Origin of the sequence: Micromonospora sp. WMMD964 (assembly GCF_029581455.1) — a bacterium.
Classification (GTDB): domain Bacteria; phylum Actinomycetota; class Actinomycetes; order Mycobacteriales; family Micromonosporaceae; genus Micromonospora.
Genome location: NZ_CP120860.1, coordinates 6,155,482 through 6,172,670, shown reverse-complemented (window position 1 = coordinate 6,172,670; position 17,189 = coordinate 6,155,482). Strand labels below are relative to the sequence as shown.

General features: G+C 74.0%; 11 protein-coding genes. 3 read left to right on the top strand and 8 right to left on the bottom strand.

Annotated features, from left to right (window positions below; genetic code table 11):
- Window positions 1–39: 39 nt before the first annotated feature.
- The 3 genes from O7616_RS28015 to O7616_RS28005 all read right to left on the bottom strand — a co-directional run bounded on the left by O7616_RS28015 (window position 40) and on the right by O7616_RS28005 (window position 4,877).
- On the bottom strand, window positions 40–813 hold the full coding sequence (locus O7616_RS28015; RefSeq protein WP_282304702.1) for an adenosylcobinamide-GDP ribazoletransferase: 774 nt from the start codon (window positions 811–813) through the stop codon (window positions 40–42).
- The gene (locus O7616_RS28010; RefSeq protein ID WP_282304701.1) at window positions 803–2,761 is read right to left on the bottom strand and encodes a bifunctional adenosylcobinamide kinase/adenosylcobinamide-phosphate guanylyltransferase; all 1,959 of its coding nucleotides are present in this window, start codon (window positions 2,759–2,761) and stop codon (window positions 803–805) included. Before O7616_RS28010 ends, O7616_RS28015 begins: the two co-directional genes overlap by 11 nt.
- Before the next feature lie 268 nt (window positions 2,762–3,029).
- Complete coding sequence (locus O7616_RS28005; RefSeq protein WP_282304699.1) at window positions 3,030–4,877, bottom strand: serine/threonine protein kinase; 1,848 nt, start codon at window positions 4,875–4,877, stop codon at window positions 3,030–3,032.
- Between the two features lie 144 nt (window positions 4,878–5,021).
- Between O7616_RS28005 and O7616_RS28000 the strand changes: the two genes are divergently transcribed.
- Together O7616_RS28000 and O7616_RS27995 are read left to right on the top strand one after the other, a co-directional pair.
- A complete protein-coding gene (locus tag O7616_RS28000) occupies window positions 5,022–5,222 on the top strand; it encodes a hypothetical protein (RefSeq protein WP_088988327.1) in 201 nt (66 codons plus the stop codon).
- On the top strand, window positions 5,222–6,019 hold the full coding sequence (locus tag O7616_RS27995) for a site-2 protease family protein (protein ID WP_282304698.1): 798 nt from the start codon (window positions 5,222–5,224) through the stop codon (window positions 6,017–6,019). Before O7616_RS28000 ends, O7616_RS27995 begins: the two co-directional genes overlap by 1 nt.
- Window positions 6,020–6,177: 158 nt before the next feature.
- Here O7616_RS27995 and O7616_RS27990 read toward each other — a convergent pair whose 3' ends face one another.
- From O7616_RS27990 to nadA, 5 genes are all read right to left on the bottom strand, one after another.
- Complete coding sequence (locus tag O7616_RS27990) at window positions 6,178–7,176, bottom strand: aldo/keto reductase family protein (protein ID WP_282304697.1); 999 nt, start codon at window positions 7,174–7,176, stop codon at window positions 6,178–6,180.
- Between the two features lie 44 nt (window positions 7,177–7,220).
- A complete protein-coding gene (locus O7616_RS27985; protein WP_282304696.1) occupies window positions 7,221–11,879 on the bottom strand; it encodes a WG repeat-containing protein in 4,659 nt (1,552 codons plus the stop codon).
- Window positions 11,880–12,393: 514 nt separating this feature from the next.
- Entirely contained in the window at window positions 12,394–12,990 is a 597-nt protein-coding gene (locus tag O7616_RS27980) for a DUF3043 domain-containing protein (RefSeq protein WP_282257476.1), read from the bottom strand.
- Between the two features lie 114 nt (window positions 12,991–13,104).
- Window positions 13,105–14,460: a UDP-N-acetylglucosamine 1-carboxyvinyltransferase gene (gene murA / locus O7616_RS27975; RefSeq protein WP_030337972.1), complete on the bottom strand. Its 1,356-nt coding sequence runs from the start codon at window positions 14,458–14,460 to the stop codon at window positions 13,105–13,107.
- Window positions 14,461–14,672: 212 nt separating this feature from the next.
- Window positions 14,673–15,872 (bottom strand): quinolinate synthase NadA, encoded by a 1,200-nt coding sequence (nadA, locus tag O7616_RS27970; protein ID WP_282304695.1) that lies wholly within the window; start codon window positions 15,870–15,872, stop codon window positions 14,673–14,675.
- Window positions 15,873–15,939: 67 nt separating this feature from the next.
- On the opposite strand from nadA, the gene O7616_RS27965 reads away from it, so the two are divergent.
- A complete protein-coding gene (locus O7616_RS27965) occupies window positions 15,940–17,076 on the top strand; it encodes a glycerate kinase (protein ID WP_282307750.1) in 1,137 nt (378 codons plus the stop codon).
- The last annotated feature ends 113 nt before the right edge of the window (window positions 17,077–17,189 follow it).

Sequence of the window (17,189 nt, the reverse complement as noted above, 5' to 3'; positions counted from 1 at the left end):
GCTGTCGAGCCGAACGCTACCCGGCCGGTCGTGCCCGGTTCAGCCGGACAGCACCAGACCCAGGTAGACCAGCGTGGTGACCACCTCGACGGTCGCCCCGAGGACGTCCCCGGTGATCCCGCCGAGTCGGCGTACCACGTGCGTCAGCAGCGGTAGCGCGACGGCGAGCGCCGCGACGACGGCCAGCGGCCCCTGCCACGGGCGGCCCGGCACCGCGGGCACCGCCAGCAGCGCGACGGCGACCGCGCCGACGGCCAGGGCCGACGGGCCGACGGTGCCGGCCACGAGCGCCCCCAGCCCGTCGGGTCGGGCCGCCGGCACGCCCCGACGGCAGGCCACCGTGACGCCGAACCGCCCGGCGGCGGTCGCCGTCACCACCGCCGCGAGACACGCCGGCCAGGACCGCCCGGCCAGGTCGGCGAGCGCCGCGGCCTGCACCAGGAGTACGACCACCAGGGCGACCACCCCGAACGGGCCGACGTCCGGCTTCTTCATGATCTCCAAAGCGGCTGCGCCCCGCCGGTACGAGCCGAGCGCGTCCACGGTGTCGGCGAGCCCGTCCAGGTGCAGCCCCCGGGTGAGCAGCGCGGAGGCGCCGACGGTCACACCGGCGGCCACCAGTGGTGGGGCGAACGCGCCGCTCAGCAGCAGTACCCCGGCCAGCAGCGCGCCGAGTGACGCGCCGACGGCCGGTGCGAGGGCCATCGCGGTGCCGGCGACCGGGCGGTCGATCCGTCCGGCCCGCACCGGCAGCGTGGTGAACGTGGTGATCGCCAGCCGGGTGCCGGCGAGGAACCGCGATTCAGCCGGCACGCCAGCCCGACGCCGGCTGGTCGTCCGCCCCGGTGCTGGCCGGGCCCGGCCCGGCCGGTTCCGGCTCGGCGAAGTCGGGCTCGGTGCCGTCCGGGTCGGTGTCGCTCGCGTCGAGGTGGCTCGGCTCGGTGGACGCCGGCTCGTCGCCGGTCGGGGCTTCGTCGCCGCCGCCGAGTGACGGGTGCACCGGCAGCGCGGCGGACAACGCCAGCACCGAACGCAGCAGCGGGAGCGCGACCAGCGCGTTGGCGCCCTCGCCGAGATCCAGCCGCAGGTCGAGCAGCGGGGTGAGACCCAGCACGTCGGCGGCGAGTCGCACCGCCGGGTGCCCCCCGTGGTCGGCGAGCAGGCACCAGTGCCGTGCCTGCCCGGCCAGGTCGCGGCTGACCATGCCGGCGGCGACGCCGACCGGCCCGTCGAGCAGCACCGGCACCCGGCGGGCGGTGGCGCCGAGCAGCACGCCGGTGGCCACCGCCACGTCGCCGCCGCCCAGCTCGGCCAGGATGTCCTTCGCCCCGCGCGACGAGCGGCGGGTGCGGTGCAGGGCGTCGCGTACCGCCGCGCAGCGGACCATCCACGCCGCGTCGTCGATCTCACCGGAGTCGGTGATCACCCGGCCCAGCACGGTGGGCGGCTCCGCGCCGGCGGTCGCCGCGAGCACCGCCGCGGCCGCCGCCTCGGTGCCGGCTCCGCAGGCACCCAGAACCAGCAGTCGTACGCCGGCGTCGGCCGCCTGCTCGGCCAACCGCCAGCCGTAGCGCAGTGCGGACTCGACCTGGTCGAGCGTCAACGCCGGCTCGTCCTCCATCGCTGCGGAGGCGGGTACGTCCACCACCTGGAGGCTGGCGCCGTTCTCGGCGGCCAACCGCGCCAACGCGCCCTGGCCGGCGCGGGCCTGCGCGGCCCGGCGCGCCGACTCACCGGCGACGGCACCGGCCGAGCCGCCGCCGGCGTGGTCTCCGTGCAGCAGCAACACCCGCACCGAGCCCCACGCCTGCGGGGTCGAGGTGCCCTGGGTGGCGGCGGCGAACCCGACCACCCGGTCCAGCACACCCAGCCCGGCGCCCGGAACGTCGAGCGTGGCCAGCCGGTCCACCGCCTGCGGGCCCGCGTACTCGTCGGGCATCGGCAGCTCCATGCCCGGCTGGATGACCAGCCCGGTGGCCACCATCGGTAGCGCCATGGTGGGCGCGGCCCAGGGGTTGCCGGGCTCCTGGGCGGGTGCGACGGGCGGCGTGTGGGTCAACACGTCGGGCAGCTGCACCTCGGGGATGTCCTCGGCGTCGGCCAGTGTCGGCACGACCGGTGCCGCCGTGCCGGCGGGAGCGAAGGCCGCCGTGCCGGCGGGAGCTGAGGCCGCCGTGGCGTTCGGGGTGGCGGCAGCGGGGGCCGCCGGGGTGGCGACCGGCTTCAGCCAGACCGGCTGGCCGGCGACGACGAGCACCACCGCGTCGCAGGCGTCGGCGACCGCGCGGTTGGCCGCGCCCAACGCGTCGGTGAACGCCCGGCCGAGCGGGGTGGTCGGCACCAGCGACAGCCCCACCTCGGGGCTCACCAGCACCACCCGCGCCGAGCAGGTGCGCAGCGCGTCGGCCAGCTCGGCGATCGTCGCCACGTCGTCGGCGGGCTGGTGGTCCGGGTCGAGCAGCACCGTCACCCAACCGCCCAGGTCGTCGACGAGCAGCGTCTCGTTGGGCTCCGCGGACGCGAGCACGTCGGCCAACCGGCGTGGGTCAGCGGAGGTCTCCTCGGTGGTCCAACTGCCCGGGCGGCGGGCGCGGTGCGCAGCCAACCGCGTCGCCCACTCGGTGTCCTCCGGGTCGCCCTCGGGCGCGGTGGCGACATAGCGGACCACCGGCGCGTCGGTGACCAGGGACTCGGCGAACTCGGACTTGCCAGACCGGATACCGCCGAGCACCAGGACGGTGTTCCACCCCTCTACGGACATGCCCGTACCTTAGTTCTCATCCTTCGGGGCTGGGCACGTCGCCCCGGCCCTAGCGAAGATCAAGAGCCCGTTCCGCGACCATTGCGGGAAAGCGCCCAGGTTCCAGCCCCGGATGCGGCGCGACCCCCGGGCCGCTTCACCCGCCGCCGCTGGGCAATCTTGGACACTTACCGTTCTCGCGTAACGGAAAGTGTCCAAGATCTACCCGCCGACTCCCGCGAGGTGGCGCGCCCCCGGGAACCACCAGCTTGATAGCGCGACCGGCCGATCAGTCGCAGTGTTCGAAGCCGCTGCCGTAGCTGACCCCGCCGGTGGCACCGCCCCACTTCACGCACGTCCCGGCGGCGCTGGCCTTCACCGGCCCGGCGTAGTAGTCGAACGACCCGCTGTCGGTGCTCCGGGCCCGCCCCTGCACCTCCAGGTACGCGGAGACCGCCGACTTCGTGCCGACCGCCGTGTCCTTGAGGGTGACCACGCAGTTCGTGCCGGTGCCCGAGTGGTACAGCAGGAAGACCCGACCCTTGCGCTGCCCGTCGGTGCCGGTCAGCGTCGCCGAGTCGATCACCTGGTAACCGCTGCCGCACGCCTGTGCCGCCGTGTACGGGTTGGGTCGGCTCGACGGGGTGCGGCCGGGAGTCGGTCGGCTGCTGGTCGTACCCGTCGGCGTGCTGCCCGGCGCGCCGGTGGTCCGGCCCGGCCCGGCGCCGGTCGTCGCGTCGGTCGGAGATCCGCTCGGGTCGGCCGTCGCGGTGCGGGTGGCGTCCGGCGTACCGCTGGGTCGAGGCCCGGTGGTGGTCGCGTCCCCGGGCGACAGCGGTGCGTCGGTGACCGCCGCCGACTCGCCGGCCAGCGCGGGTGGCTGGTCCGCAGAACCCGGCTTCGCCTCGGGCCGGAGCGCCACCACGGCCACCGCGACGGCAAGCGCGACGAGGACGACCGCACCGGCCCCGACCAGCAGTGGACGGCGCCGGCCCAGCGGCCCGATCCCGACCGCGTCCTCCCGGGTCGGCTTCGACTCGGTCGTCGCTTCGACCGTGACGTTCGCCGGTGGGCGTGGAGCGGCGGGCCCTGCCGACACCGACCCGGCGGGCGGTGTTGCAGCATCCGGCGGCCCGGAAGCCAGGCCGGCCTGGGGGACGGAAGCCAGGCCGCCGGGAGTGGCGGGGGCCGGGGCGGACGGCGGCGCGGGGGCCGGGACGGCAGGCGGCGCGGCGGCCGGGACGCCCGGGGCGAGCGGTGCGGCGACCGCCCACGGTGGGCGGGCCGAGACCGGGATGCTCGCCAGCGTCGAGTCACGCGCGTCGGCGGCGGCCGCCGCCAGCTCGGCGGCGCTGCCGAACCGCTCCTCGGGGCGCTTGCCCAGCGCGCGAACCACCACCGCGGCGACCGCCGGTGGGGTGTCCGGCGGCAGCGGCGGAGGCGTCTCCTGGGCCTGCCGCAGCGCCACCGCGAGGGGGTTGTCACCGTGGAAGGGCGGCTGCCCGGCCAGGCAGAAGTACGCCACCGCGCCGAGCGCGTAGACGTCGGTGGCGGCCGAGACCGGCTGTCCGGTGGCCTGTTCGGGGGACATGTACGAGGCGGTGCCGAGCACCATGTTCGCGGCGGTCAGCCCGGCCATGTCCCGGGACCGGGCGATGCCGAAGTCGACCAGCACCACGGTGCCGTCGGCCTTGACCAACAGGTTGCCCGGCTTCACGTCCCGGTGCACGATGCCGGCGAGGTGCGCGGTGTGCAGCGCATCCGCGGCCTGGGAAAGCACCGACATCGTGGTGGCCGCGTCCAGCCGCCCCGCCGCGCGCACCCGGGCCGACAGCGGCTCGCCCTCGACGTACTCCATCACCAGGTAGTCGACCCGGCTGCCGTCGGCGAGCGCGGCCTGCCCCACGTCGTGCACCGGGACCACGCCGGGATGCCGCAACGCGGCCAGCATCCGTGCCTCGGCCCGGAAGCGGGCGGTGAACTCCTGATCGGCGACCAGCGACGGGAGCAGCACCTTCACCGCCACCTCGCGTTCCAGCAGCACGTCCGTGCCGCGCCAGACCGCGCCCATCCCGCCCGTCGCCACCCGCTCGCCCAGCCGGTATCGGTCGCCGAGCAGCACTCCCCGAGTCAACACCGGGCCACCGTACCGGTCGGCCTCGATCGAATTGATCCGCCTGCGGGGTCCTGCCGGGGGCAGCGAGGGGCCGTTGCGCGCCGGGCCGACTACGCTGGCGAGGGTTCGTCCCACGGGGACTTCAGCGGCGAGGGGAGACGCGGCATGGCGTGGAGCTGGCGGTACGAGGGCACGGACGGTCAGACGGTCGAGGGACCGGCGGAGTCGTTCGGCAGCCAGGCCGACGCCGAATCCTGGATCGGTCAGACCTGGCGGGAGCTCGCGACGTCCGGCGTCACCTCGGTCGCGCTCGTCGAGGACGACCGGGTGGAGTACCGGATGAGCCTGCTGCCCACGGCCGAGTGATGGCCTACGACCGGCCGGGCGCCGACGGGCTGGTCCTCGGTGTGCCCAGGGCGGCGTTCCGGCCCAGCCCGGTCTTCCTCGGCCTGGTCGCCCTCTTCGCGGTCAGCGGGGTGCTGGCCTGGAACGGTTACGGCAACGTCCGGTTCAACGTGTTCCTCTTCGTGGTGTCCGGCTGGCTGGTGTCGCTGTGCCTGCACGAGTACGCCCACGCGGTGGTGGCCTACCGGGCCGGCGACCGGGACATCGCCCACCGGGGCTACCTGACGCTCAACCCGTTGAAGTACACCCACCCGCTGCTGTCGATCGTGCTGCCGGTGGTGGTGGTGCTGCTCGGTGGCATCGGCCTGCCCGGCGGCGCGGTCTGGGTGGACCGGCACGCCATCCCGGGCCGCCTACGGCACACCCTGGTCAGCCTCGCCGGCCCGGCCACCAACGTGGTGTTCACGCTGGTGCTGGTGGCGGCGGTACGCTTCGGCACCCAGTCGGGTGGCCCGGTGGAATTCTGGGCCGGGGTGGCGCTGCTCGCCTTCCTCCAGCTCACCGCCAGCGTGCTCAACCTGTTGCCGGTGCCCGGCCTGGACGGCGGCAACATGATCCAGCCGTGGCTCAACCCGCAGTGGCGCAAGATGTACGACCTGTTCGCCCCGTACGGCTTCATCCTGCTCTTCGCGCTGCTGTGGAACCCGCGTATCGGCGGCTGGTTCTTCGACGCGGTCTTCGCGGTCGGTGACCTGCTCGGTCTGCCGTCGTGGCTCTACGCCACCGGCCTCGACCTGATCCGCTTCTGGCAGAGCTGAGCCGACCCTGACCGGGTGGAAGCTGAGCGGACCCTGGCCGGGTGGAAGCTGAGCCGACCCTGAGCGGGTGGGGGCTGAGCCGACCCGGCCAGGGGCGGGGCTGAGCTGTTCCGACCCGGTCGGCGCGACCGTGCCGCGCCTACCGGGCCGGACCGGCGTCAGGGACGCTGCGCGGGGGACTCGGTCTTCGCCGGGTCCCGCTCGGTGACCGGCTCGACGATCTCGTCGATCGCCTTGAGCAGCTCGGCGTCGAGCTTCACCCCGGCCGCCTTCACGTTGTCGTGCACCTGCTCGGGGCGGGACGCGCCGATGATCGCCGACGAGACGTTCGGGTTCTGCAGGACCCACGCCACCGCGAGCTGGGCCATGCTGAGCCCGGCCTGCTCCGCGAGGGGCTTGAGCCGCTGTACCCGGGTGAGCACCTCGTCGTTCATGAACCGGGAGATGAAGCCCGCACCGGACTTCTCGTCGGTGGCGCGGGAGCCGGCCGGCGGCGGCTGACCCGGCAGGTACTTGCCGGAGAGCACACCCTGCGCCATCGGCGACCAGACGATCTGCCCGATGCCCAGCTCCTCGCTGGCCGGCACGACCTCGGTCTCGATGACCCGCCACAGCATCGAGTACTGGGGTTGGTTGGAGACCAGCGGGATGTGCAGCTCCCGGGCGAGCGGGTGGGCGGCACGCAGCTGCTCGGCGGTCCACTCGGAGACGCCGATGTAGTGCGCCTTGCCGGAGTGCACGACGTCGGCGAACGCCTCCATCGTCTCTTCCAGTGGGGTGCTGTAGTCGTACCGGTGGGCCTGGTAGAGGTCCACGTAGTCGGTGCGCAGCCGGCGCAGCGAGCCGTTGATCGACTCCATGATGTGCTTGCGGGAGAGGCCACGGTCGTTGCGGCCCGGCCCGGTCGGCCAGTAGACCTTGGTGAAGATCTCCAGCCCCTCGCGGCGCTCGCTCTGCAACGCCCGGCCGAGCACGTCCTCGGCCCGGGTGCCGGCGTACACGTCGGCGGTGTCGAAGGTGGTGATTCCCGCGTCGAGGGCGGCGCGGACGCAGGCGAAGGCCGCGTCCTCCTCGACCTGGGAACCGTGGGTGATCCAGTTGCCGTACGAGATTTCGCTGACCAGCAGGCCGGAACGGCCCAGGTGTCGGAATTCCATGTACCGACCCTAACTCCGCTAGATCACTAACGTCGACCGGCCACTCACAGCACGGGATTGGCGTCGGTGAGTAGCCGGTCGATCTCCTCCAGCACCTCCGCGCGGTCGCGGTGCACCGGGTCGATCAGTGCCGCGCCGCGCCGGTCCAGCGCACCCCACCGCCCGGTGTCGGTGGCCACCAGGAACGCCACCGGGTGGATGACCAGCACCGGATGCGCCGGGGGGACCAGCACCGTACCGGTGCGGTCCACCACGCCGCGCCGTCCGGCCACGTCGACGACCGCGAGCCCCTCCTCGGTGAACCCGTCGACCTGCTGGCCGTCGGCCAACTCGGTGACGAACCCGTGGTAGCGGGTGGGCACGACCATCCGGCCGGTCCGGTCGACCGCGCCCCACCCCTCGCGGCGGACCGGGGCCAGCCCGCGGCGGAACGGCCGTACCTCGGCGAAGTTGGGCGCGACCTGCACCGTGCCGGTCGCGTCGATCGCCGTCCAACCGCCGTCACCGACCACCCAGGCCAGCCCGTCGCTGAACGGGTGCGCCGCCCGGAAGGACGGCGGGATCACCGTCGTGCCGAGCAGGTTGATCAGCGACCACCGGTCGGTGTCCGGTCGGCGGACCCAGGCCAGCCCGTCATGGAACGGTTGCGCCTCGGCGTACCGGGCGGGGATGACCAGGTCGCCGTCCGGGCCGGTGTAACCCCACAGCTGCCCGTCGCGTTCCGGCACCGGGGGTCGGTCACGGTCGAGCACCTCGTCACGACCCCGGGGGTACGGCCCGAAGCCGTCCGCCGAGGCCCGGACGGCGACCGCGTCGAGGGCCACCCGGATCCGGCCCAACAGTTCGGCGTCACCGGCCCCGCGCAGGTCGAGCGCGTCCTCGAAGTGCTCGCAGGCCTCCATGAGCCGCCCCTGGTCGTAACAGGACCGTCCGGCGTGCTCGTGCAGCGCGGCCCGCAGCCGGTCGGGTAGCTCGACCGAGTTGGCCTGGGCGAAGAGCTGGTCGGCCTCGGCGAAGTCGCCACGCCACCGCAGGACGTGGGCCAACCTGGCCTGGGCCAACGCGGTCCGGCGCAGCTCACCCGTCGCCTCGGCGTAGGTGAGGGCGAGTCGACCGTCGGCCAACGCGTCGTCCAGGTCACCGAGGATCCGTGACGTCACCGCCCGGAGGCTGAGCAGCCGGGCGCGGGCCCGGTTGTCGACGGCCGAACCCAACTTCTCGGTCAGACGTCGCCGGATGGCCCGCAGATCGTCCGGTTCCGTCAACTCCTCGCGCAACGTGACCGGGTCCAGCTCCCAGCGGTACGCCGCGAGGACCTGCTCCGGGTCACCCGGGTCGGCCAGTGACGGGCGGGCGGCGACCGGCGCGGCCTCGGCGGGTGGTGCGGACACCGGCATGGCGTCCCCGCCGTTCCTGGGCCCAGGGACGGCCGAGGCGGGCGGTGCGGAGGTCGGCAGGGGTGGCGCGGAGGTCGGCATGACCGACGCGGGCGGTGCGGAGGTCGGGAGGGGTGGCGCGGAGGTCGGCATGACCGACGCGGGCGGTGCGGAGGTCGGGAGGGGTGGCGCGGACGTCGGCGTCACCGACGCGGGTGGTGCCGAGACGGGCGCGGTGGAGATGGGCGGTGCGGAGACGGGTGCTGCCGAGATGGGCGCTGTGGGGTTCGGCAGGGGTGGCGCGGAGGTCGGCATCACCGACGCGGGCGGTGCGGATACCGGCGGTGCGGAGACCGGTGCCGCCGAGGTCGGTGGCGCGGGTGGTGCGGAGACCGGTGCTGCGGCGGCCGGGTGCGGGGGCGCGGGTGACGCCGGCGGTGCGGAGACGGGCACGGCCGACACGGGTGTCGGGGCGGTCGTCTGCGGTGGCGCGGGTGGTGCGGAGACCGGAGACGCGGGAGGGGCCGACACGGGTTCGAACGCGTCGTCGTCCGCCGTCTCGCGATGCGCCGACGGCGTGGCGTCGGTCGGCCAGTCGTCGGCCCGAGACACGTCCGCCGGTCCACTGGTGCTCGGACCGTCCACACCGTCCCACCGGTGGTCGCGCGGGGCGGCCTCGTCCACCGGCTCCCGCTCGACCTGGGTGACGCGCTCGACGGGGTGAGCGGTGACCGGTTCGGGCTGGTGGTACGGCGTCGCCGTGGCGGGTAGACCGGAGACGGGCCGGTTGTCGCCGTCTGCCGCGGCCGGCTCGGCGGGCGGTGGTGGATCGTCGGCCAGGTCGTCCGCCCAGGTGGGCGCCCTGTCGGCGGGCGGCGCGGAGACCGGCTCGGGGGCGTCGGTCGAGGTCGACCCGCCGGTGGGCTCGTCGGCTGGCCGGTCGTGGTCGTGGGTTGTCGGTGTCGACGGGATGTGCCCGGTCGTGCCGGATGCGGCGGCGACGTCGAGGTCGTCGGAGGTCGACGTGTCGTCGGTGGTCGACGTGTCGTCGGATGCCGGCTCGGTCGGTTCGGGCTCGACCTGCTGAGCGGGGCTGAACCAGGCGGCCGGCCCGCGGGTCCCGGGAACACCGTCCGGCTCCCGAAGGGGTGTCACCGGCCCGTCCGAGGGCGGCGGGGGTACGTAACGGCGCGGCGTGCCGGGGGCCGGTGGGAGCGCCGGTTCGACGTCCTCCACACGGGGATCCTGGGCCGCCGGGGTCGGGATGCCCGGGTTCGGCGCGGCTCGGTCGGCCGGTGGGCTCTGGACCTGCCAGGCGGGCGGCGGTGCGACCGGCGGGCGGCTGTCCGCCACCGGGATCGGTCGTTCCGACGCGACCGGCCGTTCCGTCGAGGTCGGCGCCTGCGGGGGACCGGGACGCTCCGGCGAGACCGGCCACTGCCGTGCGTCGGGCCGTTCCGGCGTGTGCGGCCGGTCGGGGGAGTACGGGCGCTGGTCCACTGGGCGGTCGTCGACGTCCGGACCGGGGTAACGCGGCGGGGGCGCGGGCTGCGCGTAGGAAGTCGGTGGTTCGGTCGCCGCCCGGCGCTCGGGTGCCGGCGCGACCTCCGACCGGTCGGCGACGTGTGGCGGGTCCACCGGCGCCGGCAGGTACTCCAGTCGTAGCCGTGCGGCGGGTGGGCCCGAGACGGGCACACCACTGGCCGGGGAGACGGGGGCGGCCGACACCGGGCGGTCCCGGCCGGGCGCGGCGGGGGAGACGGGCGCGGCGGGGGACACGGACGTGGCGGGGGAGACGGGCGCCGCCGGGGAGACGGGCGAGGCGGGGGGCACCGGCGCGGGCGACACCGGCCGATCCGGGGTGACCGGCGCGACGGGTGTGGCACGGCCCGGCGACGGCGGTGCGGGTGGAGCCGTCGCCGCGGGACGCACGGGCCGCTCCTCGTACCGGGAGGGGCCCGTCGCCGGTCGCTCGTCCGGGCGACCCGGCGGCCGCTCCGACGGCGCGGGCCGGCCCGGCTCCGCGCGGTACGGGTCCGGCATGCGCTGTGGGTCGGTGGGTCGGTACGGGTCGGCGGGGCGGTACGGCTCGGTGCGGTGGCTCTGCTCGCGGGTGCGGTCCGGACGCAGCGGGCCCGGTGGTGGCCAGGGCAGGGTGCCGTCGGGTCGCTGGCTGGGCCGAGGCTCGCGGTATCCGTTCTCGCGGTGCCCGTCCTCACGGCGGCCGTTCTCGCGGTAGGCGTCCGGGCGGGCCTCCTCGCGGGAACGCCGCTCCGGGTGCGCCTCGGCGCGGGCGGCCGCCTCGCGGGGCTGCTGCCGGTGCGGGTCGGTGTCGGGACGTCGCCACTCGTCGTCGCGGTGGGGTGGTTCGGGCATGTCCGGCTCGGGCCGACGCCGTCGTCCACCGTTGGGTGCCGGTGCCGCCTCGTACCCCTCGTCCGCGCGGTAGCGGCGCTCCGGGCGACGGACGTCGTCGGCGGTGCGGTCCGGGTACCCGTCGGCGCGGTACCGCGTGCGGCCGTCCCCGGACGCCCACGGGTCGACGCCGTCGGCGTGCCGGTCGTCAGTGGCGCGGCTGTGGCTCTCCCGGGCGGGTCGGTCGGCGTACCCGTCTGCGGGGTGCCGCTCGTAACCGGCGGCCGTGCGGTCCGGTGCGCCTCGACGACGCGGTGCGTCGTCCGGTTCGGGCATCCAGCCGACGTCGGGCCGGGGCGCCGGGGACACCGGCGGTGTGCCGCGGTATCCCCGGTCCCGTTCGGTGGGCTCCTGCCGCGGGCGTCGGCTGTCGTACCGCTCGGAGGCGGGCTGGTCCCGGTGCCAGGCGGCTTCCCGCGCCGGTCCCCGCTCGTCCGCGGGACGCCGCTCGGACCAGGCGGTACGCCGGTCCGTCGCGGGCGATCGGCGTTCGTCGCGTCGGGGCGGTTCCGGTAGTGGCCGGCGGTACGGCTCGTGGTCGTAGGTGCGGGATTCGGCGCTGTCGGAACGCCCGTAGGCGGATCCGTCGACGTCGCCCCGGGGTCGACCGTAGGTGGGTGTCTCGCCCGGGCCGTCGTCCACCCAGGACCGGCCGTGTGGTGTCGGGTCCGCCGCCGGCTCGTCGGCCCAGGACCGGCCGAGGTAGGTGCCGTCGGGGCGGGTCGGTGCCAGCGGCGGGACCTCGGCCCGGCCGGTCACCGTCGCACGGCCGCGCGGCGGCGGCTGGTGGAGCGCGCCGATGTCGCCGGGGTAGCGCTGGCCGGGGAACTGGGGATGCCACTCGGTTGTCGGTTCGACCACCCAGGACGGTTCGTTGGGGTCCGGCCACCGGTCGTCGTAACGGCCGTTCATCCGTCGAGCCCGTCGCCGCACCCGGCCACTCGGCCGATATTCGACGGAGGTGAGTTGTGCCCAGCCGCGAACGGGTGACCCCCGGGCGTCCGGTCGCCGCCTGCCACGCCCCGGTGGCCGGCTCGCGTCCGCTCGCTCACGGCGTTGTCACCTCGTTGCAAATTGTCGCGCTGGAGCTTCGCGTGCCGGTCAGGTCGCCCGTTCCGGCTGCCCGTGGCTGCGGATGGAGGGTAACGGCGTGGGCTCGCTCACCGCCACTGTGGTGCCGCCCATGGGCGCAAACGTTATCCCATTGGTTTCGGACATTTGGCCCTATAACCGAATCTGGTCCTCGACCATACCCCACCTGAAGGCCGTCCGGCTCCGGCGGTACGTCGCGCGTTACCGCGAACGGCCGCCGCGCCCCGGTGGGAGCGATCGCAGCGGTGCGGCCCACGCCGAACTACGAAACTGCCGCCTCGGAGACGACCGAGGCGGCAGTTTCGTAGCTCTTGCAGTGGGTGGCGAGTCGGTGTCAGACCTTCTCGCCGAGCTTGACCCGGGGGGCCGGGGCACGCATCCGGCGGAACGTGATCGACCGCATGACCGCGTACAGGTAGAGCGACCCCATCCGCTGGTCGGTCTTCGGGAACCGTTCCCGGACCAGCTTGCCGATCTTGCGGCAGATCAGCACCGAGTCGACGACCACACCGAGCGCCAACGCGCCCCAGAGCAGGTTGGAGATCAACCGAACCGGTGCCGGCATGGCCGCGTTCGACCCGATCAGCACGATCAAGGCGCCGCCGAAGAACCAGGTGCCGACGGTACGCCGGGAGTCGACCACGTTACGGGCCAGCAGCCGCTCCGGGCCACGGTCGCGGGGGCCACCCTCGCGGCGGAACTCCGATGCGGCCTCGGCGCGCAGTTGGCGGCGACGCTCCCGCTCCTCCTCCTTCGTGAGGGGGCGGGTGGGGCCGGCCGGCCGGCGACCGACGGTCGGCCGCTTGGGAGTCTCCCGACCCTTGGCCGGGGTGTAGCCCCGGGGACGCTCGGCGGTCTCCTCGGGGGTGGGCACCGAGGAGACGGCCTCGTCGACGAGGTCGGTGGACTTACGGCGAAAGAGCGACGGCACGCGGCAAGGGTAGCCAACGTCTCGCGCCCGGTGCACATCGCGGTGCACCGACGACGGCTCCAGCTCGACGCGCGGCGAGCTGGAGCCGTCGTGGCGGACGGACAGTGTTCGGTGTTACGGACGCTCGGCGTGCGCGCCCAGGTCGGCGAGCTTCGCCTCGAAGTCCTCGTAGCCCCGGTTGATCAGGTCGACGCCGTACACCCGGGAGGTGCCCTCGGCCGCGAGCGCCGCGATCAGGTGGCTGAAACCGGCGCGCAGGTCCGGGATGACCAGGTCGGCGGCGTGCAGCTTGCTCGGCCCGGCGATCACCGCGGAGTGCTTGAAGTTACGCCGGCCGAAGCGGCACGGGGTGCCGCCGAGGCAGTCCCGGTAGACCTGGATGTTGGCGCCCATCGAGTTGAGCGCCTCGGTGTAGCCGAGCCGCTGCTCGTAGACCGTCTCGTGGACGATCGACAGGCCGCGGGCCTGGGTGAGCGCGACGACCAGCGGCTGTTGCCAGTCGGTCATGAAGCCGGGGTGCACGTCGGTCTCCAGCGCCACCGCGTTCAGCTCGCCGCCCGGGTGCCAGAAGCGGATGCCGCCCTCCTGGCCCGGGTCGCCCAGCTTCGGCGCACGGGCGTCGGTGACCTCGTACTCGCCGCCGACCGACCGGAAGATGTTCAGGAAGGTCATCATGTCGGCCTGCTGTGCGCCGAGCACCTCGACGTGACCACGGGTGGCCAGGGCGGCGGCCGCCCAGCTCGCCGCCTCGATCCGGTCCGGGATGGGCCGGTGGGTGTAGCCGTGCAGCTTCGGCACGCCCTGGATCTCGATCACCCGGTCGGTGTGGACCTTGATGATCGCGCCCATCTTCTGCAGGATGCAGATCAGGTCGATGATCTCCGGTTCCACCGCGGCGTTGCGCAGCTCGGTGACACCCTCGGCCATCACCGCGGTCAGCAGCACCTGCTCGGTCGCGCCGACGCTCGGGTACGGCAGGGCGAACTTGGTGCCGTGCAGCCCGTTCGGGGCGGACAGGTGCAGACCCTCGGGCCGCTTGTCGACGGTGGCGCCGAACTCGCGCAGCGCCTGCAGGTGGAAGTCGATCGGGCGCGGGCCGATGTGGCAGCCGCCCAGGTCCGGGATGAACGCGTGCCCGAGCCGGTGCAGCAGGGGGCCGCAGAACAGGATCGGGATCCGGCTGGACCCGGCGTGCACATTGATCTGGTCGGTGCTGGCGCTCTCCACGTTCGCCGGGTCGAAGACGAGCTCGCCGTCCTCGGTGCCGTCGGTGACCTTGACGCCGTGCAGACCGAGCAGACCCCGGACCACCTCGACGTCACGGATCTTCGGCACGTCGAACAATCGGCTCGGGCTGTCGCCCAGAAGCGCGGCGACCATCGCCTTCGAAACCAGGTTCTTCGCGCCGCGCACGCGGATCCGCCCTTCGAGCGGAGTGCCTCCGTGCACAACCAGGACGTCGTCGGTCAACGCAACCTCCAGCGCGTCGGTGCTGCCGTGTTGATGGTGGGGCGCCTGAACGTCGTCGCTACCCCGGATGCGGCCATGTCGAAACGGCCCGCTTGTGTCGTCGCTCCGGCAGCATAGCCCTCGGTGACGAAAAAGGACTCGGTCACATCGGCGTGTGTGGCATTAATCGGTGATCCGGCACTTTTGCGTACCAAGGGCGTTACTGAATGTGATCAGGGCGCAGTCGGCGGTGGGGTGTCCGCACCGGGCAGGGCGAGCATCTGGTCCAGCGCGACCCGAGCGTGGTGCGCGGTGTCGGCGTCCACCGTGATCTGGTTGACGACCCGGCCCGCGACCAGCTCCTCAAGGGCCCAGACCAGGTGCGGCAGATCGATCCGGTTCATCGTCGAGCAGTAGCAGACGGCCTTGTCCAGGAACATGATCTGCTTGTCCGGGTGGGCCAGCGCGAGCCGGCGGACCAGGTTCAGCTCGGTGCCGAGTGCCCAGGCCGAACCGGCCGGAGCCGCCTCGATGGTCTTGATGATGTATTCCGTCGAGCCCACGTAGTCGGAGGCGGTGACGACCTCGTGCCGGCACTCCGGGTGGACCAGGACGTTGACCCCGGGCACCCGCTCGCGGACGTCGTTGACGCTGTCCAGCGTGAACCGACCGTGCACCGAGCAGTGACCCCGCCAGAGGATCATCTTGGCGTCACGCAACTGCTCCGGGGTGAGCCCGCCGTTCGGCTTGTGCGGGTCGTAGAGCACGCAGTCGTCGAGCGACAGGCCCATCTCCAGCACCGCCGTGTTGCGGCCCAGGTGCTGGTCGGGCAGGAAGAGCACCTTCTGCCCCTGCTCGAAAGCCCAGTCCAGGGCGCGCTTGGCGTTGGAGGAGGTGCAGACCACGCCGCCGTTGCGGCCGACGAAGCCCTTGATGTCGGCCGACGAGTTCATGTACGTCACCGGCACGGTCTCGGCGGCGATGCCCGACTCGGTGAGCGTGTCCCAGGCGGCCTCGACCTGCCCGAGGACGGCCATGTCCGCCATCGAACAGCCGGCGGCCAGATCGGGCAGGATCACCCGCTGCGCGTCGGTGGTGAGGATGTCGGCGCTCTCGGCCATGAAGTGCACGCCACAGAAGACGATGTACTCCGCGTCCGGGCGGGCGGCGGCCTCCCGGGCCAGCTTGAACGAGTCGCCGGTCACGTCGGCGAACTGGATCACCTCGTCGCGCTGGTAGTGGTGCCCCAGCACGAAGACCTTGCTGCCCAGCTTCGCCTTCGCGGCCGTGGCGCGAGCCACCAGATCCGGGTCGCTGGGCGCCGGCAGGTCGCCCGGACACTCCACGCCACGCTCGGTGTCGGGGTCGCTGCCCCGGCCGAGCAGCAGCAGAGCCGTCGCCGTGTTGGAGGGTTCCACCCAGGTCGAAGTCACCTAGCCATGGTCCCACAGCGGGAGCGCGCCGCAGCTTCCCTCGGTGTGGGCTGCCACACTGCTCGGCATGCGCGTGCTGCTCTGCCCGGACAAGTTCGCCGGCACCCTGCCCGCACCGGAGGTGGCCGCCGCGGTGGCCGACGGTTGGCGGTCCGTCGCCCAGGGCGACGATCTGCTGATCCGGCCGCTCGCCGACGGCGGGCCGGGCTTCGTGCAGGTGCTCGCCGAAGCACTCGGTGGCCGGCGCGTGCCGGTGCCGACGGTCGACCCGCTGGGGCGGCCGGTGGCCGGTGAGATCCTGCTCACCACCGACGGCACCGCCTACCTGGAGAGCGCCCAGGCGTGCGGCCTGCACCTGCTCTCCGCGACCGAACGCGACCCGAAGACCACCACCTCGTACGGGCTGGGGCTGTTGGTGACCGCGGCGGTGGAGAGCGGCGCCCGGACGGTGGTGATCGGGCTGGGTGGCTCCGGCACCAACGACGCCGGGGCCGGCATGCTCGCCGCGCTCGGCGTCACACCACTCGACGCCGGTGGTGCCGCGCTCCCGTACGGCGGGGCGGCGCTCGCCGCGGTCGACGCCGTGGACGGTGTGCCCCGGCTGCGGGGTGTCCGGCTCGTCGCGGCCACCGACGTGGACAACCCCCTGCTCGGCCTGCACGGCGCGAGCAACGTGTTCGGCCCGCAGAAGGGCGCCGACCGTGCCGACGTGCTGCTGCTCGACGCCGCGTTGGAGCGTTTCGCGGAGGTTCTGCAGCGGGATCTGACCGGCTGCCCGGCGGGGCTCGGCACGCTGCCCGGGGGCGGCGCCGCCGGCGGCATCGGTGCGGCGCTGCTCGCCCTGGGGGGTGGCTGCGAGTCGGGCATCGGCCTGGTCACCCGGGCCACCCGACTGGACGCCGCGCTGGACACCGCCGACCTGGTGATCACCGGTGAGGGGTCGTTCGACCACCAGTCGTTGCGCGGCAAGGTGGTCGCCGGGGTGGCCGGGGCGGCCCGTGACCGGGGCGTTCCGTGTGTGGTGGTGGCCGGGCAGGTGAGCACCGGTCGGCGGGAGGCCGCCTCGGCGGGAGTCACCGACGCGTACAGCCTGGTCGAGCACTTCGGTGGCGAGGAGGGCGGCGGGCTCGACGCCGCGCTGAGCCGACCCGCCGAGGGTTTACGCGAGTTGGGCGCCCGGCTGGCCCGGCAGTGGAGCCGCTGAGGGGGTTCCGACAGCCCGCCCGACCGGGCCGACCTGCGGCGGGCGTCACGCCACCCGGGTGCGTCCGGCCGAGGCGGCGTACGATCGGTTGAGGACCACAACCGGGAATCACT

What these genes read in the sequence shown, in the direction of transcription:
- O7616_RS28010 (WP_282304701.1), bottom strand. Translation starts at nt 2,761, where the DNA reads ATGTCCGTAGAGGGGTGGAACACCGTCCTGGTGCTCGGCGGTATCCGG.
- O7616_RS28000 (WP_088988327.1), top strand. Translation starts at nt 5,022, where the DNA reads ATGGCGTGGAGCTGGCGGTACGAGGGCACGGACGGTCAGACGGTCGAG.
- O7616_RS27995 (WP_282304698.1), top strand. Translation starts at nt 5,222, where the DNA reads ATGGCCTACGACCGGCCGGGCGCCGACGGGCTGGTCCTCGGTGTGCCC.
- O7616_RS27990 (WP_282304697.1), bottom strand. Translation starts at nt 7,176, where the DNA reads ATGGAATTCCGACACCTGGGCCGTTCCGGCCTGCTGGTCAGCGAAATC.
- O7616_RS27985 (WP_282304696.1), bottom strand. Translation starts at nt 11,879, where the DNA reads ATGAACGGCCGTTACGACGACCGGTGGCCGGACCCCAACGAACCGTCC.
- O7616_RS27965 (WP_282307750.1), top strand. Translation starts at nt 15,940, where the DNA reads ATGCGCGTGCTGCTCTGCCCGGACAAGTTCGCCGGCACCCTGCCCGCA.